We start from the raw sequence: 25,651 nt of genomic DNA, 5'->3' as shown, positions 1-25,651 counted from the left end.
TCAGTCTTAATATCCTTTTGTGCGCTAACAAAATATTTAGATAACTTTTCGCGCCTCTACTAGTAGACAGACTGATTCAATATACGTTATTAATATACTCTAAAACTAATCTTTCCCTTAATTTGCTTACTTGGATTATGGACTTTTGCCACATCCCCATGATACGTTCCTGCAGCCATATTAGTAAATGTCGTCCAGTTCTTATCATCGTAGATATATTATATCATTCATTCACTTAGGTCCTCCCCCTCTCCAACCACATGCCCTCACATTTTCAAAATTAATCCTAGACAGCATGCAAAAAAGCTGGATACAACAATTATTGATTTGTACCATTATAGAGGGCATCATTCCAACAAGAGGAATGCCATTTTAGGATGGTGTTTCTCTCTTGTTGGAATTTAAACAACATCTATATATGCTAATATATTGCAGAATGCACATAAACTGAAAGGTACCTTTATTTAAAAAGACAATAACAAAAACGCTTGGATCCAAGCGTTTTTGTTTCTTACTTATACTGAGCTTTTCCTATCCTTTCTTCGTAAACCATCCCTTCACTCGCATCGACAAGCTGTCAAAGTACGTATACACAACCGGTATTAACACCAGTGTGAAAATACTTGATACAGACAGACCGAAGATAACCGTGACAGCCATTGGCTGCTGCATTTCGGCACCTTCACCATAGCCAAGGGCGAGTGGAACCATAGCGAGAATGGTGGTTAAGGTGGTCATCAGGATTGGGCGCAGCCTTGTTTTTCCTGCTTCTACGATCGCTTCATATCGGGCTATGCCGCGGGCTCTTAAGATATTGATGTAGTCGACAAGCACGATGGCGTTGTTGACGACGATACCGGCGAGCATGATGACCCCGATGAAGGCGGTGATCGATAGTGGTAAGCCAGTGATAAAGAGACCACCGAAGACACCTACTGCTGTTGCTGGCAAGGAGAACATGATGACAAGCGGATGCAAGAAGTTCTCAAATTGGACAGCCATGACAGCATAGACAAGGAAAATCGACAAGATTAACGCAAGGCTTAAGTCAGCGAAAGCTTCCGTCATGTCTTCTGTCTGACCACCGATCGTGTAATCATAATCCTCCGGGAAGTGCATCGAGTCGAGTGCATCCTTCACATTTTGTGAAACCGTACCGAGGTCACTTCCTTCGATACCAGAGGTAATATTGACTTGGCGCTGCTGATTTTCACGGCTGATCGTGGCAGCACTTTGGACCTGTTCAAAATCTGCAACCGTTGATAACGGAATGGTGGTACCTTGTTGATTCTGGATTTCCAGGTTTTCTAAATCGTTAATCGTGGTCGTCTCATCTTCTGGATACTGCAAGGTCACATTCATCTCTTCTCCGTCTTCACGGTACTGCATCACGGTTTGGCCGGTCATGGCTGTTTGGACTTGACTCATTACTTCCTGATAAGAGAGGCCATACTGTGATGCTAATTCACGGTTAACCTGCACCATCATTTCAGGCTGCGTATCTGATAAAGAAGACGTTGGATTATAGACCCCCTCTACATCCTCTAATACCGTTAATACTTGATCAGACAGCTCTTTTAATACATCATTCTCAGGACCGGACAGCTGAATTTGGATAGGATCCCCAAGTCCTGCTCCAGAGCTTGCTTCACTTACAGTGATCTCAGCACCGGCAATATTTTGTAACTGTTCATCGATCTCCTGCGCGAAGGATGACGTCGTTTGCTCCCGCTCTTCTGCAGGAACGAGCTGGATTTGATACGAAGCGTTTGAACCTCCGCCGCCGGACATCATCGCGCTTTGGCTGTTGCCACTTCCTACCGTGACATAGCTGACATCGATGATATCGTCATATTCCGATAGCTGTGTATTTACTTTTTCGGTAAGATCGAGTCGTTTCTGCTCGCTCGTTCCTGGTGGTGTTTCCACGGAAATCGTTAATTGTCCCTGATCCCCTTCCGGAATAAAGGCTGTGCCGATATAAGGGATTAAGGCAAGACTGCCGACAATCGCTGCAATCGTAATTAGAATAGTCGTTTTTCGTAATTTTAATGCACCTTTAATGACACGTTCATAGCCATTGATTACCTTCTGCATGACGCGATCGAACCAGTAACGTCTGCCATGATCCTCCATTGCTTTCGTTAACAGCTTGGAAGATAACATCGGAATTAGCGTAACTGCTACCGCAAGTGATGCGATCAGTGAGAACGAAATCGTTAAGGCTAATGGCGTAAATAGCTCGGATGCGAGACCTTGCACGAACACGATTGGTAAGAATACAACCAGTGTCGTCGTAGTTGATGCGATAACCGCTGGGGCGAGTTCGGATGCACCCTTGATTGCCGCTTCTTTCATGCTATAGCCTTTTTGGCGGTAGGCGACGATGTTTTCTAATATAACGATCGAACTGTCGACCATCATCCCGATACCGAGTGCGAGGCCACCCATTGTTAAGACGTTTAAGGTTTCGCCGGTGAAATACAGTAAAACGAACGTCGAAATAATCGCAATTGGGATCGACACGCCAATAACGAGCGTCGCACGGAAGCTTCTTAGGAACAGCAGCAAGACGAGTAAGGCAAAGATACCACCGAAGATCATATTCTGGATAACCGAATTAATAGATTGTTTAATGAAATCGGATGTATCAACGACGACATCGAGACTGACATCGTCTGGCAGCTGCTGATTCAAGTCATCCATCGCGTCTAATATATTATTGGAGACGTCAACCGTGTTGCCATCAGACTGCTTAAGAACACTGAGGACAACCGCTGTTTCGTTGTTAACCAGTGCTGTACTATTTTTTTGTCTGTTATCCTGAATATCAGCTACGTCATCAAGAGTGATTTTAGCCCCTTGTTGCGTCTGGATAATGGACCCGCGAATATCATCTACCGATTCATAGGAACCATCTATCCGGATCTGTAAATCCTGTTCACCTCGCTGGACAGTGCCAGCAGAAGCAGATTGATTGGCACCTTGCAGTGATTGCTGAATTAATTGCGTCGAGACTCCATATTGCTTCATGGCTGCTCTGTCTAATTCGACGTCAATGACACGTTCTTCGCCACCTTCGATACTAACGGAAGCGACACCGCTTTGACGTTCAAAATAAGGCTGAACCGTGTCTTCTGCGACAGATTGTAATTTTTGTGTATCACTGCCAGTTAAGCCGACCCACATAATGGGCATTTGGTTCGGATTAAAACGGAGTACGCTTGGATCATTGGCACCGTCTGGCAATGCCCCTTTTACCTGATCCACGCTTTCCCTGACTTCGAGTAAGGCATTATCCAAATTCGTGCCATTTTCGAACATAACGATGACAAGCGATGAACCCCTTTGCGATTGGGATTGAATCGTGTTGACACCTTCAATGGAACTAAGGGTGCTTTCTACTGGCTTGGAAACAAGCTGTTCCACTTCTTGTGGTGCTGCATCCGGGTAATTGGTTGCAACGACCGCAATTGGTAAATCAATTTCCGGAAATAAATCGATCGCTAAATTTCGAACGGAGATAAAACCCATTGCGATGATAGCGAGGACAATCATGATGACTCCGACTGGCCGTTTCACAGATGTTGATACTAATTTCATGATTAATCCTCCTCTACTTTAATTTTACTGCCATCGACTAACGTCAGCTGGCCGCTCGTGACGAGTTGATCTCCTTCTGAAAGCTCTGCCTTCACAGCGGTTGATTGAGATTGTGTGGCTTGAACTGTGACGGCTACTTTTCGAGCAGTATCACCATCAACGACATAGACAAACGTCTCCTGATCTTGTTCGACTAAGGCAGCGGTCGGAATCTGCAAGGAATCCTGCACAACGGTATCTTTAATAATAGCTTTCGCCACAACTCCTGCTTTCACATTCGTTGATTCATTATCAAAGGACAAATCAACATGAAACAGGCCGGAATCATTGGAGACATCTGCCACATAATCGATCGTAGCCTGGTGCGCTTCACCGTCATCTTTACCTGTTGTGACGCTCACTTCTTTTCCTTCTTCAAATAAATCGAGTTGCGTATCGGCAACTTGTAATTGGACGTTGAGACTGGCTAAATCCGTAACGACAGCTAATGGATCCTGTGTCGATACCATGGAACCTTCTTTGGCAGTTAACTGGGTAATCACACCATCAGAAGGGGCTTCTACTGTAATCATCCCTTGAGGACTGGCAATCGTAGCGATATCGTCGCCTTCTTCGACTTTATCACCATTCGCTACCTCCAATTCATCCATTTCACCAGCGACAGAGGGAATAACGGGTGTCGATTGATTTGGTGAGGTTCGTCCATAAAAAACACGATCCATAACCAGATCCCCTTTTGTTACCTCACCAGTCTCTACTGGTATAACACGCTCTGTCTCTTCCTCCTGCTCTTCGTTCTCATTTTGTGAACATGCAACAAGTGTGATGATCACAATCATCAGTAAAAACAATAAACGCTTCATACTTTTGTCCCCTCTCTGTTCTTAAAGATATTTTTTTATATTTTGCACATGGGCTTGTAACTCCTCATGTGTTTCTAAATGTTGCAGCATACTCTGAATAATGATACGTTTCGGCTTTTGCTTCGTTCGTTCTTCTTCTAATACTTGAATCGCTTCTTTGGCTTCCTGTTTGTCCTGTTCAGATAATCGTGCTATTTTTTCATATAATGCATCGATATTCTCTTGAATCGCCAGTTCGTCTTTTTCGTTAAATTGAGTTAAATCCTGATATTGAAAAATGGGTGGCGCATTTTCCTGGAGAACATCTTGAATCATAAGGTTGATATGATGGGTAATGTATGATGCCAAATGTGTTGAATCGAAATCCAAATGATGAATCGCAATCCATTTGAAATAGCCACTGAGCAGACTGTCGACCTGAATGATGATATCGGTCATGTGCACGGATAACTGACTGCCATAAATATTTCGCAAGCGTTCTTCCATCCAGTCGTAGCTTTGTTTATGTAGACTTCGGATTAAGTCATCCATCTTATCACCAAGGTGAATGTTGTCACGGAAATGCATCAGCAAATATTCTTTATGGTCTTTATATAAATCAAGAAATGCTGCAATTTGATTGGTGAACGTTTCAAATGGATCGTCCGAAGAATGCTCCATGCGGTTTAGTTTTTCCATGATTGTTTCGGAATAATATTTGAAGATTTCCACTAACAAGTCATCTTTTGAATCAAAATGGATGTAAAAGGCGCCTTTGGAAACTTCACTCGTGGAAGCAATCTCTTGAATGGAAGTCGTGTGAAATCCCTTTTCTGCGAAGAGTTTTAGACTTTCTTGCATAATTCGTTTCTTTTTGTCTTCCAGTTTCGACATGGCTTTTCTCACTCTCCTTTTCTTGTACGATAGCTGGGCTACAGAGGTTTCACTTTTTTCTCATGACTGGTCAGTCACATCTCTACGTTACCAACTCTAGCGTTTCGTTGCAACGGTTGTGCTTCAGATTTTTTCTGCTTGTGTAAACATAATAAAAGCCAATACTTCTTGGTATGAAGATTGGCTTTCATTATTATTTATTCATTTCCTGATTTGTTTTCTTCGTTGTCTACCGCATCTTCCATATTTTGTTCGGCTTCATCCATGGTATCTTCCATTTCTTCGCCCATATCTTCACCTGTGTTTCCATCTTCGGTAGTGCCTTCATCTATTGTACCTTCGTCAGTAGTACCAGTTCCAGTTCCTTCTTCTGGGTTGTCACCCGTATCGCCAGGTACCTCTTCCTCTTCAGTACCTGTTTGGTCATCTTGCTGTTGTTCTTCTTCTAATGGTTTTTCTTCTTCACTATTTGCACAACCTGCAAGAAAAGCAAGAGATAATAAAAAGGCACTTAGGTACTTGATGTACTTTGATTTCATATGCTTTAGTCCTCCTTTTAAGTCGTCTTCAGTGCTAGCTTAACCAACTTTTTCGAATTATATGCTTTTGTGGGTTGGTAATTTTTTATTGTAAATAACCAAGTTGATGAGGCTTTCTTGCTTGGCTGCTGCTTGAACTATTTTAGGCTGCATTGGGCTGAGGAAATAGGCGACATTGGCAAGGTATAAGTGCGAGCAGAAAAGTGTTTTTTTTTAAAAAACAATCGCACCGTCGGAAAGGGGTGGTTGACCACCCCTTTTTATTTTTTGTACATCACTGGCATTTAAAAAAAGGCACAAAGGTGAAAAATCTTTTGCGTGCTATGCTGTTACTATCGGGCTTCATTTCCCATAGTTGTGATTGGATGGGGAATTCTTTCGTTCGTTATGCGCTTTTGGCAAGGGCATTGTGATTGAATGAGGTGCATTTTCGTTTATTATACGCTTTTTGCAAGGGTGTTGTGGGCGAATGAGCCACGCTTTCGTTCATTATGTGCTTTTATCAAGGGTATTGTGGTTGAATGGCGAGCACCTTCGCTCGTTACACTCTTTTTCGCTGAAAGTGATCTTCTTTTCGGAAGTTTTTGAAACCACACCGAATCGCCGACAAGGTTTTCGAAGGGGGGGTTGACCACCCCTTTCCACAGTCACATAAGAAAAAGCAGAACATAACAGCTAAAAGAATCCGTGTTACGTTCTGCTTTTCGTGTTCCAGTTATTTCACCGCAAATGTAATCTCTGCTTCACATGCTAGGTCTTCGCCTACTTTTGCTACGGCTTTGCCTTTGCCGATTGGTCCTTTGATGCGGATGATTTCTACTTCTAATTGCAGTTGATCGCCTGGTTTTACTTGACGCTTGAAGCGGCATTTATCGATACCTGCCAGAAAACCGATTTTTCCTTTGTTTTCCTCTTTGCTCAGGATCGCTACGGCACCTACTTGTGCGAGGGCTTCGACGATGAGTACACCTGGCATTACCGGGTAATCCGGAAAATGTCCTTGGAAAAAGGGTTCATTGATGGTTACGTTCTTTTTTCCGGTAATCTTTGTATCCGTTTGGTCCGTGATTTGATCCACTAATAAAAATGGATAACGGTGTGGAATCGTTTCTTTTATTTGTTCAATATCCATATGTATTTGTCTCCTTCCATTTTATATACAACAAGGATCAGACCATTCGTCTGACCCTATCTTTATTTTTGAATAAAATCGATGATATGCTGCCATGTTTCCCATTTCAGCACATCTAATGGGCTGCCATCCCCTAGTATGCTAAATCCTACAATAAGTCCAATGAGAAGAGCAAATGAACTAAGCACTAAAAAGATCAGAAGCTTCGCCCAAATCGGAATGAGACGACGGACATACCGCTTCTCTTTTTCCTGCAGTTCCTCCTGCTTCTGCTTTTCTTTGACTTCTGCTCTTTTTTCATTCTTTTGTTTCTTTTCCTGATTGGATTCAGGGGTTTTCATTTCGTTCTTTATTTCCTCTGACATACGAGATGGCTCCTTATTTCGACTTTATCTCAATTGATTAATCAGACCATTCATCTGGTCATGCATCGAGATTGTTCGCGCATTAAACTGATAAGCGCGCTGTGTTTCAATCATATCGGTTGTTTGTTTGGCAATATCTACGTTCGATCCTTCCAGTGCCCCACTTTGGACACTGATATTATCAACATCATTTATAATTTCGTTTAGTGGATAATTGTTAAGACTGTCCTCTGATAATCGGAAAAGCGAGTCACCTGACGCCTCGAACAGACGTGGGCGTACGGCTTCTACGACACCGATCTGTCCTTCGACAACTTGTTCACCATTCCGTGTTACATTGATCATACCATTTTCGTCAATGGTCAAGTCTTCCATATCATCCGCTAATACAATCGGCTGCTGATTTGCACCAAGTACCGGATTTCCATCCGAGGTCACCAGCATCACCGTATCATTCTCCATCGGACTCAAGTAAAAGTTCCCCGCTCTTGTATAACGAACTTCTTCCTGACCATTCTCCTCAACGGCTACTTGAAAAAATTGATTATCCTCAAGCAATGCCACGTCAAGATTGCGATCCGTTGTCTGCAAAGAACCTTGAGTGAAGTCAAAATTAGTATGTCCTAATTTTGCTCCTGCTCCAACCCGTAATCCTTCCGGCGTTAATCGTCCTGTTTCATTCGTCGGATCTGCCTCAAGATTGATCTGTTGAGACAATAGTGAGGAAAAATTGGCATCACGGTTTTTGTAGCCAGTTGTATTGGAATTAGCGATATTATTCGCGATATTATCTAGTCGTTTCTGCAATTGCCCCATTGTGGCGGCAGCTTGAATAGTCATTCTAGTCATCGGCTTCTACCCCTTTACGTTATCCAAGTCGTGCAATTTCGTTGACCGCCTTATCTAAGCTGCGATCGTATTGCTGCACAACCTTCTGATTGGCTTCAAAACTACGATATGCCTGCATCATATCGGTCATCGTCTGCGAAGCATCCACATTGGAATTCTCCAAATGATTTTGCTGAATGGAATATTGCAATCCTTCTACGCCCCCGGCATTGACTAATGCTTGTCCATCCTCCGCCAGTTCAAACAGATCCTGTCCATTTTTCGATAAATCGTTAGCATTGGCACTGTAGGCAATTCCAAGCGGAATGTTCCCACCCGCTACTTGGACTACACCATCAGTCGACACGGAAAAATCCAGTCCGTTTGTATTTATCGGATTGCCGGCTTCATCTAATACGTAGTAACCATTATTCGTCGTCAGATTTCCTTCACCGTCCACCGTAAAATTACCATTTCGTGTATAGCGGATGTCGCCATCACCATTTTGAACAGTGAAAAAAATGGACCCAGTTTCATCTGGTGTGGTGCCTTGCACAAGCGCCATATCTGTAGAGACACCTGTTTCTTTTAACGAGCCTTGTACAAAATCAGGGATCGTTTCCTGCACGTACACACCTGTATTGATCGCACCGAGTTCTGTCATTGTCGGGATCTTTGTACCTTCCGTAGTCGGCAATTCACGGTTTTCCATTCGCTGAATCAACAGTTCCGGAAATGCCCTTAGTGTTGCGGTATCTTGTTTATAGCCTGGTGTTTGCGCATTCGTCATGTTGTTGGACAGCACTTCGAGATTACGTTGCTGCGCCATCATGCCATTTGTCGCTGTGTAGAAACCTCTTAACATGGGTCGAACCTCACTTTCGATTGCATTATACGATAGAACGTTCTAATTTATCGATGTTATCCAGCATAATTCCGGTACCTTTTGCCACACAATTCATTGGTTCTTCAGCTAGTAAAACAGGTACTTTCAATTCTTCTGCCAATAGTTGATCTAAACCATTTAGTAACGCACCGCCACCTGTTAAAATCACACCTCTGTCGATGATATCTGCAGATAGCTCTGGTGGTGTTTTTTCCAGTACAGTCTTCGCTGATTGTACGATTAAAGAAATTGATTCACGCAACGCTTCTTCTACTTCCTCGGAACGAATCGTAATCGTTCTTGGCAAACCGGATACCATGTCACGTCCTCTGATATCGATTTCCTCACTGCGGGCTCCTTGGAATACTGTTGCCACATTGATTTTAATATCTTCTGCTGTGCGCTCACCAATTAATAATTTGTATTTTCGTTTTACATACTGAAGAATTTCGGCGTCGAATTTGTCCCCAGCCATTTTGATCGATTGTGCCGTTACAATATCACCCATCGATAATACAGCAACATCTGTTGTTCCACCACCGATATCGACTACCATATTACCGCTTGGCTGAAAAATATCCATCCCTGCACCAATTGCTGCTACCTTAGGTTCTTCTTCTAAGTATACTTTCTTTCCACCTGATTTTTCGGCTGCTTCCTTAATAGCCTTTTGCTCCACTTTCGTTATGTTTGTTGGGCAGCAGATTAACATTCTTGGCTTTGACAAAAAGCCTTTGACATTAATTTTGTTAATAAAGTATTTCAGCATGGATTCGGTTACGTCAAAGTCAGCGATAACGCCATCTTTTAACGGACGAATAGCCTCGATGTTGCCAGGTGTACGGCCAACCATACGGCGAGCCGCTTCCCCTACTTCCAGAACCCTTCCAGTGTTACGATCCATTGCTACAACGGATGGTTCGTCTAATACAATCCCTTTTCCCTTTACATGAATCAGCACATTCGCTGTTCCTAAATCTATTCCAATATCTCTTGAAAACATGAACGATTATCCTCCCTATTTCAATACCTTGTGATCCATTTCGTCTAGGACGTTGTTTGTTATGTATGTAAGCTTTATATAATAATTAATATTATTATGGTACATAATACCTCTAATTATATATAATATCATAAAATGATCCAGATCGTTATAGCTTTCCATAAAAAATGTCAATATTTTTAGGAAAATATGTCGATGTTGTCGGATCTTAGATGGTATTGGCGATTGGTTATTGGAAATAGGCTAGTGGAAAAAGGATTTCAGATGAATTAGAGAGGATAATGTGCTGCTACTTTGTAATAAGTTCTTCAGGTAGTGGTGGTGCTTGTTTGCCATGAAGTTGATATTTCATCTTGGTTGCTTCACCACCCCTTAAATGACGGATCGATTTATGGTGGCTTAATATTTCTTTTACTTCGTTTGCTAAGTCGGGATGTAATTCTGGTAAACGTTCTGTCAAATCTTTGTGTACAGTGCTTTTGGAAACTCCAAATTCTTTCGCTATGACTCGAACTGTTTTCTTCGATTCTACGATGTACCTGCCAATCTTTAATGTTCGTTCTTTGATGTAGTCATGCACTTTACTCGCCTCCCAATAGTTGTCAGTCCAAGGCGTGAATTGAGACAAGCATTGCGTATAAAAATACATAGGATACTGAGATGAGAACTTCACCTTAGACAAATAAAAGATAATTTGTAACATCTTATTACTCAGCAAAGCCCAATATGACAGTAATTTTTGGGACATACTTATGCTTGATTGGTTTCCGAGTGGCAAGGCGAGCGTAATTTACCGTAATTGGACAAGTAGTGTTTGGACGGGATGTTGGGGTGGATTATTTAAGGTGCATGGGGGGTGTAGTGATGAACCGGATTACTTTGATGGATTCGCTACATCCAATGGCTGTTTATGGCTGATCGCGGTAGTGGATAAATTTCCCTTCAGTGGCTTCTGGATGAGGGGATGAAACTTTTGATTGCTTCGGTTGTGGGATTGGAGACAAATCTTTAGGGGCAAGCTTTCCTCTTTTGTATCCTTTCTCTCCAAATGGATACAAATCTACTGGTGCGCTCTTCTCTTTTGTTCCCTTCCTCCACTTTCGAGACAAATCTTCGGCTTGGTTTTCCTCTTTTGTATCCTTTCTCCCCCAATGGAGACAAATCTTCTGGTGCGCTCTTCTCTTTTGTTCCCTTTCTCCAATTTCGAGACAAATCTTCCTTTTGCTTTTCCTCTTTTGTATCCTTTCTCCCCCAATGGAGACAAATCAACTACCTACCTCCGCACTTTTGTACTCTTTCACTAACTTCCGCTACCATCCCCAAAGTCTCACTACAAGGAAAAAGATGATGGCTGAGCCATCACCTTTCATCCGATATCACCGTAGTCTGGATCCATTTTTTTAATTGACTTCATTAATCGAATTTCTCCTATTCCCTTGGATTATCTTTTTTATAAACCTAATCCTTCAGAAGCTTTAAGTGGCAATTTAGCAAAAAAATGATCACTCCTTTTCTCCATAAAGTGTTGGTAAGAATGTATAAAAAAATGTTGCTTCTTGGTGGCGAGTCCTAAATAGTATTGCGAGAAGGGAGTGGTGAATTCGAGGCCTTCCAGCATTTGCGTTGCTACATCGAAGTTCCCTTTCGCAATTTCAAGATGTGCTTTTTCTACAGGATGTTTTGTGTCTACACCTTCAGTCTTTCCAAAATGCGCACAAACAAATGGATAGGTGAAATTATCAATCATATCTAAAGTTTCTCTATCATCCAGGGCGATTGCCAAGTATTTTGCCTCTTCGATGTGATAGAGACACGAATGAAAATCTTCATAAATATACGTTAATGCCAAATTCAAATGAAGTTCTGCTTTTTGTTTGGCTTGATGCGGTAGCTGCAGTGCTTCGTAAGCATGTTTCCTTGCCAGAATTAATTCGTTGCGCTTCCAATAATAATGAAACAAAATAATTTGAATTCTACTATTAAAGAAAGTAATCAAAAGTGGATTATCCACATAACATATTTGTTTTTGGATTTTGTTTAAAAAATATCCGATTCTTTCAAAGTTATATACTTTTGAATCTACCTCTATATTTAAAAAGTATTTTATACACTTTAATTCTGGTGTATCGGCGGAAACCGTTTTCGCGAGTGCCCTAACTTCATGGGCAGGTTTGCCCGCTCTTAAGTCGAGCATAAGCTGATATAGTTTTGCTGAATTTTTATTTAGCGGATGACAATGTTCCTTATTTAATTTAATAAAGTACTGCACTTCCTGGTAGGATCGATTGATGTAAAAATATTCTAAGGCAAGACGTTGATCTGTGGTGGAGTTACTAAGAAGTAAAAAATCTTTAGTGATGGATAGTTCCTGTGTTTCGTCGTTATCTAGGCTGATCATCGTGAGAAATTGTGAGAGTTGCATCTGCTTCTCGGATTCAAAATATTCGCGGATCATCCCAGTTTTTATTTTTGTAGTTTCCATTTGCGATCTCCTTTCACATTACTATATTATTTCATATTCGAGATAGATTTCAATAGGTAAATCGGTATATTCGTTCGTCAAATACCTCATATTATCGACAGGATGATCGCTTTTAGGAACGTTATGTTCGTTGTATATAAAAACTAGGCATCTCGCTCGATCCTCTAAATACAACTTCCTTTAATACAGATTATGTCAGTTAGCTTAGCGGTTATTTTGACATGTTGTTAGTGGTAGGATACCCGCTCGACCAACCACTTCGCGTCCTGTGGAGCATATTTCTAGAGCTTTGCTAAGCAAATACTTTCTATCAATATAATCATTTCGCAAAACATGCTAGCATTACATAATCCTTATTATAAGAAACCAAATCACATTATTATTTTTGTAATTTGCCTTCATGTCATACATTATATATGTGGTTCTTTTAAGCCAGAATGCTATCTGAGAGAATTTTATAGTATTCCTGCCATGCAAAAAAATCTCCTTACCTATTTTCACAGGTAAGGAGATTCGTATTTATGCATTTTCCATTGCGCTTGAAGATTCACTATTTTCCATTTCAGATTCTGAGTTATTAGTAGAATCTTCTTCGGTATCCTCTGGTGTCTCTTCTGCATCATCTGTATTGTCTTCTTCTTCAGCAGCAGGGGCTTTATCTTCGCTATCATCCGTTTCCGTGTCTGCTTCCGTTCCTTGATCTGTCTCCGTGTCCGTTTCGGTATCTGATTCTGCATCCTCTTGATCAGGAGCTATAATCTTGTTAATAGGTTGATTAACAAAATCTTCAGGGTTCACGGGTGTACCATCTTTTCTTACTTCAAAATGGACGTGAATACCATGTTCCTGACCGAGTGTGTTCTGTCCAGCTGTTGCGATTGCCTGACCTTGTTCTACTGTACTACCTTGCTCTACGAGAATCTCTTCTAAACTAGCGTAATACGTTGTAACACCGAAATCGTGCTCTAATTTCACTACGTTACCTAGTAGTGGATCTTGTTTCACTTCTGCTACTGTACCTGATAGTGCAGCACTTACGTCAAAAGCTTCATCTCCAGATGTAGAGATATCAATTCCATCACTTTGATAGTATTGATTTTCGTGTAGAATTAACGCTTGTTCCTGTGTTTCTGCATCTGCACCATAATCATAAAATTTTGTCACGATTTCCGTTTGCAAGTCTTCCGCTACTGGCATTTCTAGCATTTCCTGTTGTTGCATGACTGTTGTTGCGTCTTCGTCATCCTGACTTTCCTGCTCACCATTCAATTGATCTTGCATGTCTTCCGCAGCCTCTGGAACTTGATTGATAGCATTCTGATACCATAATACCCCTGTTAAAAGTAGAGCCGCTACTGCTAAATATACTGCAGGAAAGAACCATCTTTTCTTGAAGATACGTTTCCAGCTATTTTTTGAAACGTTTTTGTTTTCCTCCATTATGCATCACCTCAGCAACCATTGTGATCAAATAGAGGAAAAAATATACATAAAAAAATTATTTTTTTACTAAAAGTTTTGGTGTTGCCTTTTCCAGCGTGGAAACCTGCACGCCCTGGTAGTAATATTCGATGATCTCTTCGTACGTTTTTCCTTCCTTCGCCATGCCATTTGCTCCGTATTGACTCATACCGACGCCATGCCCATATCCTTTCGTAGTAAAGACGTAATGATCGTCTTTTTTCGTGATTGTGAAGTCATTCGATGGCAGGCCGAGTTTTTCTCGTATATCACGACCTGAGAATGTATTGTCACCTATTTTGACAGTTTCTACCCGTTTACTTTCTGTCCTCGTCAATTGAAAATCATTGATCTGACTGGAAATCGTTACACCTAATTTTTTTTCTAATTCTGGCTTCGTAAATATCTTTTGATCAAAAAATTTAGGTGAAATTTCTTCATCCCATGGGCTTTCCACCGTACGAAGGTATGGCAGTTCGCCTTCCCAGTAATCTTCCGAATTCTCGGTATATCCGTTACTTGTAGAGAAGAATGCTGGTGTGATCGGCTGGTTACTATAAGTGATAATCTTACCTTGTGTGGCTGCTACTGCTTCTGTGATTTTTTCAATTTTCCAATGATAATCACTCCCCCACACTTGGCGTAGTTCATCTTCGTTCTTATAAACTTGATGCTGGACGGTATCGGTTACATCTGCCCCACCTTCTAACTTGCCTTGTTGACCTTGTGTTAGGTATTGAGTGATATACGTTCTTGCCGCTAGCGCTTGTGCCTTCAATGCCTCTAATTCGAAATCTGCGGGCATCTCCGAGGCAACTACGTGTACGACATAATCCTCCAATGGTACCTTTTCGACTTCGTCCGTTTCACTACGTAAGACATTGACATCAAAAGGAGAATCCAATGTGACGGGTGCTGCAGCTGTCGCTTCTTCGGCCTGTTTTTCGATAGATGCTTGTGTTGCGTTATCCCCTTTAAACGGAATAACTATGATTGTAGGTACGATGAACATAAAGGTCAGTAAAGTTGCTACGATGACTATGACGGGCATTTTCCAGTTGGACTGTTTGGTTTTTTTGTACTGCCATTTGGCCATGAATAACCTCCTCATTCTTGTCTTGTATTTCTACTCTATTTTATTCACAAGATTAGGAGAATAGAACATTATAGATAAACTTGGCTCTTCTCGTTGTCATTAGTGATTTTTATGAAAGAAAAAGAGGACTAGCATATGTCTCTGCTGTCCTCTTATCTCTATTATTGTACTTCTATTTGTTCTGTATCCGCTATATTAGCTTCTGCTACAAAAGATGTTTCCATTGCGTTAACGCGTTCAATATCCGCCCCGAGTTTCGCAAATTTTTCCGTGATATCGACATACCCTCTGTCAATATGGTGCAGAGAAGTAACACGTGTGTAACCATCTGCTACCAGTCCTGCCAAAATTAACGCAGCTCCTGCGCGTAAGTCTGTGGCAGCTACTTCAGCCCCTTGTAAACTTACAGGACCTTCTACAATCACACTGCGGCCTTCGATCTTCAATTTCGCATTCATTCTTCTAAATTCTTCAACATGCATAAAACGATTTTCAAAAACAGTTTCAGTAATTACACTTGTACCTGCTGCATGTAGCATAAGTGCCATCATCTGTGACTGCATATCCGTTGGAAAACCTGGGTGTGGCAATGTCTTAATATCGGTCGATTGAAGAGTTTTCGGTCCAATCACGCGAACACCATCCGCTTCTTCAAGAATACGGACTCCCATTTCTTCCATCTTCGATACTAGTGCGCGCATATGATCCACTTCAGCGTTCTCAATCAAAACATTTCCACCTGTAATTGCTGCAGCTACCATAAATGTTCCCGCCTCAATACGGTCCGGGATAATCGTATGCTCTGCGCCATACAGTCTATCGACGCCTTCGATTTTAATTGTCTCAGTTCCTGCTCCAATAACATGCGCACCCATTTTGTTCAGATAGTTGGCCAAGTCTACTATTTCTGGTTCCTTTGCAGCATTCTCGATGATTGTCTTACCATTTGCAAGTGCTGCGGCCATCATAATGTTCTCTGTTGCTCCAACACTCGGCATATCCAGATAGATCTTTGCACCCTTCAATCTGCCATTTGTTGAAACTTCAACAAAACCATTACCTACATGTACATCTGCCCCCATTGCTTCGAAGCCTTTTAAGTGAAGGTCAATAGGTCTTGAGCCAATTGCACATCCTCCCGGCATAGCAACCTTCGCATGACCATAACGAGCTAACAATGGCCCTAATACCAGTACAGAAGCACGCATTTTACGTACATATTCAAAAGGAGCTTCTGTTAGAAGTGGTTGTGTTGCATCAACTGTAACGGTGTTCTTTTCATATTTAACTTCTGCGTTCATGTGCGTTAATACTTGATTTATAGTGAGTACATCTGCTAATGCAGGTACTTCGTGTATAATACTTTTTCCTTCACTTGCAATTATGCTTGCTGCAATGACAGGCAGTACGGCATTTTTGGCACCTTCTACTTTAACGGTACCATTTAACTGCCTCCCACCACGAACGATGATATTTTCCAAGGCTCATTCTCCTCTGTAGTGCATATTCATTATTATTAGTATTCATTTATCAGGATAGGTGTTCCAATTGTTACGGTACTTCTGTCTCCTATCCCTTCTCTAACGGCGATTTGTATATTGAATTCTTGATCATATTGCTGTATTTCCTGCTTCCATTTCGCTGTATAACCAGTCCATGTAGTGAAGTCTGGCTCATTTACTTCGTCAATAATTGACATTTTCAGTTCAGATTTTACAAAATTTATAAAAGAAACAATATCTATAATACCATTTTTCCATGCTTGTGCACAAGAGAAATATTGTGCTTTGTCTGTAAATAATGATTTTGTAACTCCTTTTATATTCTCCTGAAACTTTTCTAGTACTTCCGGCGTCATTTTCGTCGTTGAAATAGTATAAAGTACTTGATATTCATTTTTCTTTTCATATGTGCGCACTATTAATAATGATTCGTTAACCCCACTATTATTCCGACGGTTTGAATCTAATTTATACGTATCGTCGTCAACCATAGTTAGTTGATACCCTTCCAGATTGTCGATAAAACGAGAAATTTCTTGAATTGTTCTTCTTTCTCTAATAGTAGTTTCTAAGTTTGCTAGATTCAAGTCTTGTTCCTCTATCATCGCCACCATATCATTTATCTCTTTCGTATTATCCTCCGTCGTTTTCGCATCTAATTGCTGCACAAAAAATATCATCATCATTGCCGTAATAGAAAAAAGTAAATACTTCATTCCCCGCACTCCTTTTTTAGTAAAAAGTATTGGCAGAAAATGAAGTATCCATACATGAAGATCTTATCTTTTTAATATAGATGAATTGGCATATCTTAAGAAAACATATATAACAGTTGCTGCGACCAGTTTAAGAAATCTAAGAAAAAGTTACTTACGGTGGAACCGATCGTAATCGTGATTAATATAAGGAAGATTCTTGCTTCCATTACTTTATGCTTTTTGAACCATTCATCAAAATTTAATGATTGCAATACTTGCCATGTGATCACAATAAAAAGCAGATGAGATAACATGCCGATCAACCCATCCTGCGCTAAACTCTCCAACATTCAAAATCCCTCACTAACCTATGATTTATTTTATATTGTAACATATCTGGATCGATTTCTGTTTTTTTGGATACGATTCGATATTTCCCGGGAAATTCGACGGCAATTTTGCGGATGATTTGTCATAATTGCGATGTTATTCGCACGTTATTGGGATTGTTTTATTATAGTAGGATTATGTTAACTAACTTGGTAGTGATTTTGAAATTGTTTATGTGCTGGGATACCGCTCCGGCCAACCACTTCGCGTCCTGCGCGAGCTGAAGGTCCACTTTGTCTGTGCCTGTGTCTGCAAGTATTGCTTCGAAACAGGCTTCCTCGGCACAAGGCAGCAAAGACGCAGTTCAAGTAGTAGCCTAGCTGAATCCGTGCCCCGCAGGATGCGGAGTGGTTGGGCGGAGCGACAGCCTAGCACATAGACAATTTCAAAATGAGCACAGTTTGTACAAAAAAATGGCTGCGCGTAACCTGGTTGGTTACGGCAGCCGTTTTTTGTTACTTATCTGTTTTCTTTAATTTCGATTCGGTTTAAGGCACGTTGTAGTGCTAATTCTGCCCTTCTGAAATCAATTTCATCTTGTTTAGCTTGTAAGCGGCGTTCTGCTCGTTCTTTCGCTGCGCGGGCACGTTCGATATCGATGTCCTCTGGTTGCTCTGCTGATTGTGCCAGGATGGTCACTTTGTCAGGGCGTACCTCTAGGAATCCTCCACTTACGGCAATGCGATGTGGATTTTCGCCTTTTAAACGCACAGCACTAATCGATAACGGTGCAACGAGCGGAATGTGACCAGGTAAGATCCCAAGCTCTCCACTCTCAGCTTTACAGCTAACCATTTCAAATGAATCTTCCAGAACAGGGCCATCCGGAGTAACAACACTTACTGTTAGTGTTTTCAACAGAACCCCTCCTTAGGCTGGAATAAAAGCAAAAGGCGTTCTTACGCCATTTGCTTCGCTTTTTCTACTACTTCTTCGATACGACCTACTAGACGGAACGCATCTTCTGGAAGGTCATCATATTTACCGTCAAGGATTTCACGGAAACCTTGAACTGTTTCCTGAACTGGTACATAGGAACCTTTTTGACCTGTAAACTGCTCCGCAACGTGGAAGTTTTGCGATAAGAAGAACTGGATACGACGCGCACGAGCAACGGTAAGTTTATCTTCATCAGATAACTCATCCATACCCAAGATGGCAATAATATCTTGTAATTCTTTATACTTTTGAATCGTTTGCTGAACTTCACGTGCAACATTGTAATGCTCTTCCCCTACGATCTCAGGGTCAAGGGCACGAGATGTTGATGCAAGTGGATCCACCGCGGGGTAGATACCTTGCTCAGATAATCCACGGTCAAGGTTTGTTGTCGCATCTAAGTGAGCGAACGTTGTAGCCGGTGCCGGGTCCGTGTAGTCATCGGCAGGTACGTATACCGCTTGAATAGATGTTACAGAACCTTTGTTTGTTGATGTGATACGCTCTTGTAATTGCCCCATTTCCGTTGCAAGTGTTGGCTGATAACCAACGGCAGATGGCATACGGCCAAGAAGTGCCGATACCTCTGAACCTGCTTGTGTAAAACGGAAAATGTTGTCGATGAACAATAGAACGTCCTGACCTTGCTCATCACGGAAGTGCTCCGCCATAGTAAGACCAGTTAGGGCAACACGCATACGAGCTCCGGGTGGTTCGTTCATTTGACCGAATACCATCGCTGTTTTTGCGATTACGCCCGAATCTTTCATTTCGTAGTAAAGGTCGTTACCTTCACGAGTACGTTCCCCAACACCTGCGAATACGGAAATACCACCGTGCTCTTGTGCAATGTTGTTGATTAATTCCTGGATAAGTACGGTTTTACCTACACCCGCACCACCAAATAAACCGATTTTACCACCTTTGATATAAGGTGCAAGAAGGTCTACTACTTTAATACCTGTTTCCAGAATTTCTGTTTCTGTTGCTAATTCTTCAAATTTAGGTGACTGACGGTGAATTGGATCACGACGTACTTGCTCTCCTAATTCTTCATCAAGGTCGATTTTTTCACCTAAAACATTGAAGACACGGCCTAATGTTTCTTCACCTACTGGTACAGAGATCGGTGCATTCATATCTATTACAGCTGCACCACGTTGTACACCTTCTGTAGATGACATTGCAATTGTACGTACAGCGTCATCGCCTAAGTGAAGAGCAACTTCTACTGTAAGGTCCTGCGTTTCACCGTTCGCTTCATACTGTACTTTTAACGCGTTGTAAATTTCAGGGAGGTGTCCGTCTTCGAACTTAACGTCAACTACCGGTCCCATAATTTGAATAACGTGTCCTTTTGCCATCGATTTCCCTCCTAACTAAATGATTCCGATTGTATTATTCTAACGCGGCTGCTCCACCGACGATTTCGGTGATTTCTTGCGTAATGGCTGCTTGTCTTGCGCGGTTGTATTGTAATGATAGATCATCAATAAGGTCATCCGCATTGTCTGTTGCACTCTTCATCGCAGTCATACGAGATGCATGTTCACTCGCTTTACTGTCGAGAAGTGCTCCGAAGATCAAGCTTTCCGCATATTGTGGCAATAATACGTTTAATATTTCTTGTTGATTTGGTTCATATTCATATGTGCTCTGTACCCCTCCAGACATTTCGGACAAGTCTGTTAGTGGTAAAAGCTTTTTCTCTGTAATTTCTTGTGAAATCGCACTGATAAAGTGATTATAGAAAATAACCAATTCATCGATTTCTTCATCAATAAAAAGTTGTACCGTTTCAGAAGTTAATTCTTTTATTTCCGCAAAACTTGGTTGATCGGAAACACCAGTAATTTCTCTCAAAATCGGCATGTCGCGTTTCTTAAAGAAATCACGCCCCATACGACCTAACGTAATAATCGTATATTCATCTTTTGATTGATGCTTTTCTTCAATTTTTCGATATACTTGGCGTAATACTCCACTATTAAAGGCTCCTGCCAAACCACGATCAGATGTGATAACAAAATAGGCTGTTTTCTTCACCTCACGTGTTTGCAGCATCGGATGGTCTGCATCCTGGCCACTTCCAGCAATACTATGAACGACTTCTTTGATCTTATTGCTGTATGGATCAAAAGATTTCGCTAATTCTTCTGCTTTATTTAACTTTGAAGCAGAAACCATGTGCATGGCTTTCGTAATTTGCTTTGTTTTCTTCGTGGAATTAATACGCGTTTTTATATCTCTAAGAGATGCCACTATTTTTCACCGCCCTTTCCAAAAAGGTTGAACGTTTCCTATATTGAAAGCTGAGTGATTTCTGTAACGCGTGTATCGTTACAGAAACTCTCGCTTCTTATTCAGATACTACAAATGTTTTCTTGAACTCTTCTACTGCTCCGCTCATTTCGTCAGCATCAGCAAGTTGACCAGTTTCTCTGATCGATGTAAGCAAGTCTTTCTTGTTTTGGTCCATCCAATTCAAGAACTCATCTTCAAAACGAGTAATATCCGAAACAGGAATATCATCAAGATGACCTTTTGTTAAAGCAAAGATGATCATAACTTGTTTTTCTACTACTAATGGCTTGTGAAGACCTTGCTTTAATACTTCTACTGTACGTTGACCACGGTTCAGCTTAGCTGCAGTCGCTTTATCTAAATCAGAACCGAATTGTGCAAATGATTCCAATTCACGGAATGATGCTAAATCAAGACGAAGCGTACCAGCAACTTTCTTCATTGCTTTGATCTGTGCAGAACCACCAACACGTGATACAGAAAGACCCGGGTTAATCGCTGGACGAACACCAGAGAAGAATAAGTCAGACTGTAAGAAAATTTGTCCATCTGTGATGGAAATAACGTTGGTTGGGATATATGCTGAGATATCGCCTGCTTGTGTTTCAACGAATGGAAGAGCTGTTAAAGAACCTCCACCTTTTGCATCACTAAGCTTCGCTGCACGCTCAAGTAAACGGGAGTGTAAGTAGAATACATCCCCTGGGAATGCCTCACGACCTGGCGGACGACGTAATAATAAGGAAAGCTCACGGTATGCGTTCGCTTGTTTAGATAAATCATCATATACAACCAATACGTGTTTGCCGTTGTACATGAAATCTTCACCCATTGATACTCCTGCATATGGTGCAAGGTATTGTAATGGAGCTGGTTCACTGGCACCTGCTGTTACAACGATTGTGTAATCAAGCGCGCCGTAACGACGTAGTGTTTCTACTGTTCCACGTACAGTTGAATCTTTTTGACCGATTGCTACGTAAATACAAATCATATCCTGATCTGCCTGGTTTAAGATGGCATCGATAGCAACGGTGGTTTTACCTGTTTGACGGTCCCCGATGATTAACTCACGTTGACCACGACCGATCGGCACTAATGCGTCAATCGCTTTGATACCTGTTTGTAATGGCTCATCAACGGATTTACGATCCATTACACCAGGTGCTGGAGATTCGATTGGACGAGTTTTTGATGTTTCCACTGGACCTTTACCATCAACAGGTTGTCCTAATGGGTTAACAACACGACCAATAAGTTCCTCCCCTACTGGCACTTCCATAATACGGCCGGTACGACGAACTTCGTCTCCTTCACGAATACCTGTATATGGTCCAAGAATGACAATACCTACATTTGATTCTTCTAAGTTTTGTGCCATACCCATGACACCATTTGAAAATTCGACAAGCTCTCCAGACATCACGTTATCTAAACCGTGTGCACGTGCGATACCATCACCGATTTCGATAACTGTACCAACATCTGCTACTTCGATGTCTGCATCATAGCTTTCGATTTGCTGTTTAATCAGTGCACTGATTTCTTCAGCTTTAATGCTCATGCCATTTCACCCCTATCGTTCTTAATTTGCAGTTGCGATTTGTCGTTCTAAGCGATCCAGTTTCCCTTTAATAGAGCCATCATAGACTGTATTGCCAATTCTGATTTTTACTCCACCTAGAAGGTTCGGATCAATTTGATTATTTATCTTCAACTCTTTAATATTCCATTTCTTAGTGAAAACTTGTTGAATCTCTTCCTGCTCTGCATCAGACAATGCACGAACAGAATAGATCGTTGCCTCTTTCACACCTCTCGCATCTTGTGCAAGGGTAATGAACGCTGTTGCAATCTCTTCGATAATTGCTTCATTGTGGCGGTCCACCAATAACGAAAGTGTATGTAATACATCCTTCGAGAACCCCTGGAACGCTTCATTTAACAGTTGTTTCTTCTTATCTGCGTCTACCTTCGGATGGTGCAAGAACTTAAGAAATTCTTGATTACTTTGAAAAACTTCTTTCACAGTTGCTAGTTCTGCTTCGAGAAAATCAATCGTTTCTTTTTCTTTTGCAATTTGAAAAAGAGCTTCTGCATAACGTTTGGCTACATTCGTTTTACTCATTGCTCTTCTCCTACCTCTTTAATGTAGTCACTGATCAACTGTTCTTGATCTTTTGCGTCGATTTCTTTCTCAATCACTTTAGTAGCAATTTGTACAGACAATGTTGCCACTTGTGCCTGAAGTGCTTCGACTGCTTTTTCTTTCTCGCGTGCGATATCTTCTTCAGCAGATTTCTTGATACGAGCTGCTGCCTGGTTAGCCGCTTCGATAATAGAGCGTTCTTGTTCTTGACCAGCTTTCTTGGCATCTTCAATGATTTTTTGCGCTTCCTGACGTGTCGCTTTTAATTGTTCATTCGCTTCACGTGATGCTTTTTCAGCTTCTGCACGGTTCTTTTCAGCTGTTTCGATTTCATTCGCTACATAGTTCTCGCGCTTTTGCATTTGGTTCATTAATGGACCCCACGCGAATTTTCTTAATAGAAATAGTAAAATCAAGAAACTGGCTAATGAGAACGCGATATCTCCCCCATGCAAACCGCCTAAAGACATTTGAATGATGAGCCCACTTGATAAAAGTTGCACAGTGTTCACTCCTTCCTCCGTATAGTCATCTATAGTCACATATAATTACATTCTGTATTCAAATTCGTTGCACAATGGCACATCTATGCCAGTTAACAATAAATAAATTTCCATAAACGAATGGCGAAGATTGTCATCGACGAACTCCGCCATTCTATTTCATCTAAAACTATTAGCTACCCATTACGATAAACGCGATAACTACCGCAAAGATCGGAATCGCCTCTACCAACGCTACCCCGATAAACATTGTTGTTTGAAGTGCACCTCTTAATTCTGGTTGACGTGCAATCCCTTCTACTGTACGACTTACGATCATACCGTTACCTAAACCAGCACCTAGTGCCGCTAAACCAATTGCTATTGCTGCTGCTAATGGACCCATTATTGTTTCCTCCTTTAAAAAGTATAAATTATTAAAATTGTTTATTTTAATGGTCTGAACTCACTTTATGAGACATATAAACCATCGTTAACATAGTAAAAATAAATGCTTGAATGGCTCCTATAAATAAACTGAACCCTTGCCATGCCACCATAGGAATGATGGATACGACTGTTGTAAATGGTACAGCAATCATCGCCATTTTGGTAATAAGTGATAATAATATTTCACCAGCAAAGATATTACCGAAGAGACGTAAACCTAAAGTTAACGTATTTGTAAACTCCTCAATAATCTTAAATGGAAGTAAAAATGGCACAGGTCTAACATAATCTTTTGCGTATTCCTTGAACCCTTTTTCCTTTACCCCATAATAATGAGATAGGACTACGACAAGCGATGACAATGTTAATGTCAATACCGCATCAGAAGTTGGTGATTTCCACCAGAGGTCGTGTCCCAAAACCACCATAGTAATAACTCCTAATATGTTACTGACAAATATAAAAACTAGTAAAGTTAATCCTAATGGTAAGAATGTTTTACCTGTTTTCCAATCCATGGTGTCGCCAATAATACCTTTAACGAATTCAATAATCCATTCCATGAAATTTTGGAAACCAGTTGGCTTCATTTGTAATTTTCTCGCTCCAAGCGTACATATAATAAATACTATTGCTGAAGCAATGAACGTCATCAAAACAGTGGATAAATTAAAATCCAACCATGGAATCCCTAATACATCATGAACTATTGGTGCCTCATGATCCAATTCCTTCACCTCACTTCCTTTGCTAGTCTTGATTTCTAAATAGTGCAAAATCTATCATAATAACAACATAAGTTGTCATTAATCCCATAATAACCGCTAAAGAATGGAAATGTTCTTCATAGTGCAGAGCGATTAATACCGCTAACCCTGCAGTGGCAAAACGGGTAAAGGTTCCTATCCCGAAAGCACGACCACCCTTTACGACTGCTTGTCCAAACCGGTCGATCTTCCGCTGCATTACCCATAAATTATAAAAACTTAGTGTTGTTCCAAGGAGGAGTCCGAGGAATATTCTCGTATAAGGTGTTAAGCCCAAACCAAGAACAAATAATGCAAGAAGGTAGAACATCCATTTACGCTGACGGGTAATTATATGCTTATATTGATTCATTATCATTCGTCTCCCGTTAACTCTCTAAGAAAATGGAACATTCCGTATAACCCGGCTCCTAAACCGATAAAGAGTCCGATTAATAAAAAAAGTGGTGATGTGGATAAATGTTTGTCTATAAATCTTCCAATGAATAAGCCTATAAGTGGCGCTCCGACAAGTTGTGACAAAATCGCCGAATATACTGCCAAACCATGATAGGGACTTTTCTTAGGTGGTGACATCTATTCACTCCTAATTCCGCACATTTTGTTACGTATGTACAAAGGAAGAAAATCTTACATGTGCATATAACATTTCCTTACAGATAGATTTTTGCCACTGTATTGAAACCCTTATCATCCACACTAAATTAGCATACAATAGGGGTAATCTAATGTCAATCTCTTTTGACCACAAAAACTAAAAATAAACGGACAAGTATCCACATCAGTAATCAAAATCCTTTAATAACAGCTTTCAACTGAATTTTCATATTTTTCGAAAG

27 protein-coding genes are annotated in these 25,651 nt (G+C 41.0%); 1 reads left to right on the top strand and 26 read right to left on the bottom strand.

Annotated elements, in window-relative coordinates; translation table 11 throughout:
* Nucleotides 1-531 precede the first annotated feature (531 nt).
* From MUN88_RS09550 to spoIIID, 10 genes are all read right to left on the bottom strand, one after another.
* The gene (locus MUN88_RS09550) at nt 532-3,603 is read right to left on the bottom strand and encodes an efflux RND transporter permease subunit (protein ID WP_244723736.1); all 3,072 of its coding nucleotides are present in this window, start codon (nt 3,601-3,603) and stop codon (nt 532-534) included.
* A gap of 2 nt (nt 3,604-3,605) precedes the next feature.
* A complete protein-coding gene (locus tag MUN88_RS09545) occupies nt 3,606-4,466 on the bottom strand; it encodes an efflux RND transporter periplasmic adaptor subunit (protein ID WP_244723733.1) in 861 nt (286 codons plus the stop codon).
* 21 nt (nt 4,467-4,487) lie between these two features.
* Nucleotides 4,488-5,339 carry a TetR/AcrR family transcriptional regulator gene (locus MUN88_RS09540; protein ID WP_244723730.1) on the bottom strand — a complete coding sequence of 284 codons (852 nt, stop codon included), beginning with the start codon at nt 5,337-5,339 and terminating at the stop codon, nt 4,488-4,490.
* Nucleotides 5,340-5,536: 197 nt separating this feature from the next.
* On the bottom strand, nt 5,537-5,878 hold the full coding sequence (locus tag MUN88_RS09535; RefSeq protein ID WP_244723727.1) for a hypothetical protein: 342 nt from the start codon (nt 5,876-5,878) through the stop codon (nt 5,537-5,539).
* Between the two features lie 715 nt (nt 5,879-6,593).
* Nucleotides 6,594-7,010: a 3-hydroxyacyl-ACP dehydratase FabZ gene (gene fabZ, locus MUN88_RS09530; protein WP_244723725.1), complete on the bottom strand. Its 417-nt coding sequence runs from the start codon at nt 7,008-7,010 to the stop codon at nt 6,594-6,596.
* A gap of 62 nt (nt 7,011-7,072) precedes the next feature.
* The gene (locus MUN88_RS09525) at nt 7,073-7,375 is read right to left on the bottom strand and encodes a DNA-directed RNA polymerase subunit beta (RefSeq protein WP_244723722.1); all 303 of its coding nucleotides are present in this window, start codon (nt 7,373-7,375) and stop codon (nt 7,073-7,075) included.
* A gap of 24 nt (nt 7,376-7,399) precedes the next feature.
* Entirely contained in the window at nt 7,400-8,224 is an 825-nt protein-coding gene (locus MUN88_RS09520) for a flagellar hook-basal body protein (protein WP_244723719.1), read from the bottom strand.
* Between the two features lie 19 nt (nt 8,225-8,243).
* Nucleotides 8,244-9,068, bottom strand: a complete 825-nt coding sequence (locus MUN88_RS09515) for a flagellar hook-basal body protein (RefSeq protein WP_244723716.1) — start codon at nt 9,066-9,068, stop codon at nt 8,244-8,246.
* Between the two features lie 25 nt (nt 9,069-9,093).
* Nucleotides 9,094-10,092, bottom strand: coding sequence for a rod shape-determining protein (locus MUN88_RS09510; protein ID WP_244723713.1), 999 nt, complete (start codon nt 10,090-10,092; stop codon nt 9,094-9,096).
* Between the two features lie 289 nt (nt 10,093-10,381).
* Nucleotides 10,382-10,672, bottom strand: a complete 291-nt coding sequence (spoIIID, locus tag MUN88_RS09505; RefSeq protein WP_244723711.1) for a sporulation transcriptional regulator SpoIIID — start codon at nt 10,670-10,672, stop codon at nt 10,382-10,384.
* A 172-nt stretch (nt 10,673-10,844) separates the two neighbouring features.
* On the opposite strand from spoIIID, the gene MUN88_RS09500 reads away from it, so the two are divergent.
* Nucleotides 10,845-11,060: a hypothetical protein gene (locus MUN88_RS09500; RefSeq protein WP_244723708.1), complete on the top strand. Its 216-nt coding sequence runs from the start codon at nt 10,845-10,847 to the stop codon at nt 11,058-11,060.
* Nucleotides 11,061-11,542: 482 nt separating this feature from the next.
* Here the strand turns inward: MUN88_RS09500 and MUN88_RS09495 are convergent, their stop codons facing one another.
* The 16 genes from MUN88_RS09495 to MUN88_RS09420 form a co-directional block, all read right to left on the bottom strand.
* Nucleotides 11,543-12,574 (bottom strand): AimR family lysis-lysogeny pheromone receptor, encoded by a 1,032-nt coding sequence (locus MUN88_RS09495; RefSeq protein ID WP_244723705.1) that lies wholly within the window; start codon nt 12,572-12,574, stop codon nt 11,543-11,545.
* A gap of 519 nt (nt 12,575-13,093) precedes the next feature.
* Nucleotides 13,094-14,014, bottom strand: coding sequence for a stage II sporulation protein SpoIIQ (gene spoIIQ, locus MUN88_RS09490; protein WP_244723702.1), 921 nt, complete (start codon nt 14,012-14,014; stop codon nt 13,094-13,096).
* 58 nt (nt 14,015-14,072) lie between these two features.
* Nucleotides 14,073-15,131 carry a stage II sporulation protein D gene (spoIID, locus tag MUN88_RS09485; RefSeq protein ID WP_244723699.1) on the bottom strand — a complete coding sequence of 353 codons (1,059 nt, stop codon included), beginning with the start codon at nt 15,129-15,131 and terminating at the stop codon, nt 14,073-14,075.
* Between the two features lie 161 nt (nt 15,132-15,292).
* A complete protein-coding gene (murA, locus tag MUN88_RS09480; protein ID WP_244723696.1) occupies nt 15,293-16,612 on the bottom strand; it encodes a UDP-N-acetylglucosamine 1-carboxyvinyltransferase in 1,320 nt (439 codons plus the stop codon).
* A 35-nt stretch (nt 16,613-16,647) separates the two neighbouring features.
* Nucleotides 16,648-17,349: a YwmB family TATA-box binding protein gene (locus tag MUN88_RS09475; protein WP_244723693.1), complete on the bottom strand. Its 702-nt coding sequence runs from the start codon at nt 17,347-17,349 to the stop codon at nt 16,648-16,650.
* 95 nt (nt 17,350-17,444) lie between these two features.
* Nucleotides 17,445-17,681, bottom strand: a complete 237-nt coding sequence (locus tag MUN88_RS09470) for a DUF1146 family protein (RefSeq protein ID WP_244723691.1) — start codon at nt 17,679-17,681, stop codon at nt 17,445-17,447.
* Nucleotides 17,682-18,180: 499 nt separating this feature from the next.
* Nucleotides 18,181-18,579, bottom strand: a complete 399-nt coding sequence (locus MUN88_RS09465) for a F0F1 ATP synthase subunit epsilon (RefSeq protein ID WP_244723689.1) — start codon at nt 18,577-18,579, stop codon at nt 18,181-18,183.
* 41 nt (nt 18,580-18,620) lie between these two features.
* Nucleotides 18,621-20,024: a F0F1 ATP synthase subunit beta gene (atpD, locus tag MUN88_RS09460; RefSeq protein WP_244723687.1), complete on the bottom strand. Its 1,404-nt coding sequence runs from the start codon at nt 20,022-20,024 to the stop codon at nt 18,621-18,623.
* Between the two features lie 34 nt (nt 20,025-20,058).
* Nucleotides 20,059-20,922: an ATP synthase F1 subunit gamma gene (atpG, locus tag MUN88_RS09455; protein WP_244723685.1), complete on the bottom strand. Its 864-nt coding sequence runs from the start codon at nt 20,920-20,922 to the stop codon at nt 20,059-20,061.
* Nucleotides 20,923-21,019: 97 nt separating this feature from the next.
* Complete coding sequence (atpA, locus tag MUN88_RS09450; protein WP_244723683.1) at nt 21,020-22,528, bottom strand: F0F1 ATP synthase subunit alpha; 1,509 nt, start codon at nt 22,526-22,528, stop codon at nt 21,020-21,022.
* Nucleotides 22,529-22,549: 21 nt separating this feature from the next.
* Nucleotides 22,550-23,092, bottom strand: a complete 543-nt coding sequence (locus MUN88_RS09445; protein ID WP_244723680.1) for a F0F1 ATP synthase subunit delta — start codon at nt 23,090-23,092, stop codon at nt 22,550-22,552.
* On the bottom strand, nt 23,089-23,616 hold the full coding sequence (gene atpF / locus MUN88_RS09440) for a F0F1 ATP synthase subunit B (RefSeq protein WP_369809969.1): 528 nt from the start codon (nt 23,614-23,616) through the stop codon (nt 23,089-23,091). The genes MUN88_RS09445 and atpF overlap by 4 nt, the downstream gene beginning before the upstream one ends.
* Before the next feature lie 172 nt (nt 23,617-23,788).
* Nucleotides 23,789-24,001: a F0F1 ATP synthase subunit C gene (atpE, locus tag MUN88_RS09435; RefSeq protein WP_244723677.1), complete on the bottom strand. Its 213-nt coding sequence runs from the start codon at nt 23,999-24,001 to the stop codon at nt 23,789-23,791.
* Nucleotides 24,002-24,047: 46 nt separating this feature from the next.
* Nucleotides 24,048-24,773, bottom strand: a complete 726-nt coding sequence (gene atpB / locus MUN88_RS09430; RefSeq protein ID WP_244724435.1) for a F0F1 ATP synthase subunit A — start codon at nt 24,771-24,773, stop codon at nt 24,048-24,050.
* Nucleotides 24,774-24,795: 22 nt separating this feature from the next.
* Nucleotides 24,796-25,164, bottom strand: coding sequence for an ATP synthase subunit I (locus MUN88_RS09425; protein WP_244723674.1), 369 nt, complete (start codon nt 25,162-25,164; stop codon nt 24,796-24,798).
* Between the two features lie 2 nt (nt 25,165-25,166).
* Entirely contained in the window at nt 25,167-25,388 is a 222-nt protein-coding gene (locus tag MUN88_RS09420; RefSeq protein ID WP_244723671.1) for an AtpZ/AtpI family protein, read from the bottom strand.
* Nucleotides 25,389-25,651 lie beyond the last annotated feature (263 nt).

The sequence above is a fragment of the Gracilibacillus caseinilyticus genome, from assembly GCF_022919115.1.
Classification (GTDB): Bacteria; Bacillota; Bacilli; order Bacillales; family Amphibacillaceae; genus Gracilibacillus; species Gracilibacillus caseinilyticus.
This window is presented reverse-complemented; position numbering and strand designations above follow the sequence as displayed.

What these genes read in the sequence shown, in the direction of transcription:
- MUN88_RS09535 (WP_244723727.1), bottom strand. Translation starts at nt 5,878, where the DNA reads ATGAAATCAAAGTACATCAAGTACCTAAGTGCCTTTTTATTATCTCTT.
- atpD (WP_244723687.1), bottom strand. Translation starts at nt 20,024, where the DNA reads ATGGCAAAAGGACACGTTATTCAAATTATGGGACCGGTAGTTGACGTT.
- MUN88_RS09495 (WP_244723705.1), bottom strand. Translation starts at nt 12,574, where the DNA reads ATGGAAACTACAAAAATAAAAACTGGGATGATCCGCGAATATTTTGAA.
- MUN88_RS09520 (WP_244723719.1), bottom strand. Translation starts at nt 8,224, where the DNA reads ATGACTAGAATGACTATTCAAGCTGCCGCCACAATGGGGCAATTGCAG.
- spoIIQ (WP_244723702.1), bottom strand. Translation starts at nt 14,014, where the DNA reads ATGGAGGAAAACAAAAACGTTTCAAAAAATAGCTGGAAACGTATCTTC.
- MUN88_RS09420 (WP_244723671.1), bottom strand. Translation starts at nt 25,388, where the DNA reads ATGTCACCACCTAAGAAAAGTCCCTATCATGGTTTGGCAGTATATTCG.
- MUN88_RS09540 (WP_244723730.1), bottom strand. Translation starts at nt 5,339, where the DNA reads ATGTCGAAACTGGAAGACAAAAAGAAACGAATTATGCAAGAAAGTCTA.
- MUN88_RS09445 (WP_244723680.1), bottom strand. Translation starts at nt 23,092, where the DNA reads ATGAGTAAAACGAATGTAGCCAAACGTTATGCAGAAGCTCTTTTTCAA.
- MUN88_RS09510 (WP_244723713.1), bottom strand. Translation starts at nt 10,092, where the DNA reads ATGTTTTCAAGAGATATTGGAATAGATTTAGGAACAGCGAATGTGCTG.
- MUN88_RS09525 (WP_244723722.1), bottom strand. Translation starts at nt 7,375, where the DNA reads ATGTCAGAGGAAATAAAGAACGAAATGAAAACCCCTGAATCCAATCAG.
- atpA (WP_244723683.1), bottom strand. Translation starts at nt 22,528, where the DNA reads ATGAGCATTAAAGCTGAAGAAATCAGTGCACTGATTAAACAGCAAATC.
- MUN88_RS09425 (WP_244723674.1), bottom strand. Translation starts at nt 25,164, where the DNA reads ATGAATCAATATAAGCATATAATTACCCGTCAGCGTAAATGGATGTTC.
- MUN88_RS09550 (WP_244723736.1), bottom strand. Translation starts at nt 3,603, where the DNA reads ATGAAATTAGTATCAACATCTGTGAAACGGCCAGTCGGAGTCATCATG.
- MUN88_RS09470 (WP_244723691.1), bottom strand. Translation starts at nt 17,681, where the DNA reads ATGTTGGAGAGTTTAGCGCAGGATGGGTTGATCGGCATGTTATCTCAT.
- MUN88_RS09515 (WP_244723716.1), bottom strand. Translation starts at nt 9,068, where the DNA reads ATGTTAAGAGGTTTCTACACAGCGACAAATGGCATGATGGCGCAGCAA.
- MUN88_RS09475 (WP_244723693.1), bottom strand. Translation starts at nt 17,349, where the DNA reads ATGAAGTATTTACTTTTTTCTATTACGGCAATGATGATGATATTTTTT.
- MUN88_RS09545 (WP_244723733.1), bottom strand. Translation starts at nt 4,466, where the DNA reads ATGAAGCGTTTATTGTTTTTACTGATGATTGTGATCATCACACTTGTT.
- fabZ (WP_244723725.1), bottom strand. Translation starts at nt 7,010, where the DNA reads ATGGATATTGAACAAATAAAAGAAACGATTCCACACCGTTATCCATTT.
- spoIID (WP_244723699.1), bottom strand. Translation starts at nt 15,131, where the DNA reads ATGGCCAAATGGCAGTACAAAAAAACCAAACAGTCCAACTGGAAAATG.
- MUN88_RS09500 (WP_244723708.1), top strand. Translation starts at nt 10,845, where the DNA reads ATGCTTGATTGGTTTCCGAGTGGCAAGGCGAGCGTAATTTACCGTAAT.
- atpE (WP_244723677.1), bottom strand. Translation starts at nt 24,001, where the DNA reads ATGGGTCCATTAGCAGCAGCAATAGCAATTGGTTTAGCGGCACTAGGT.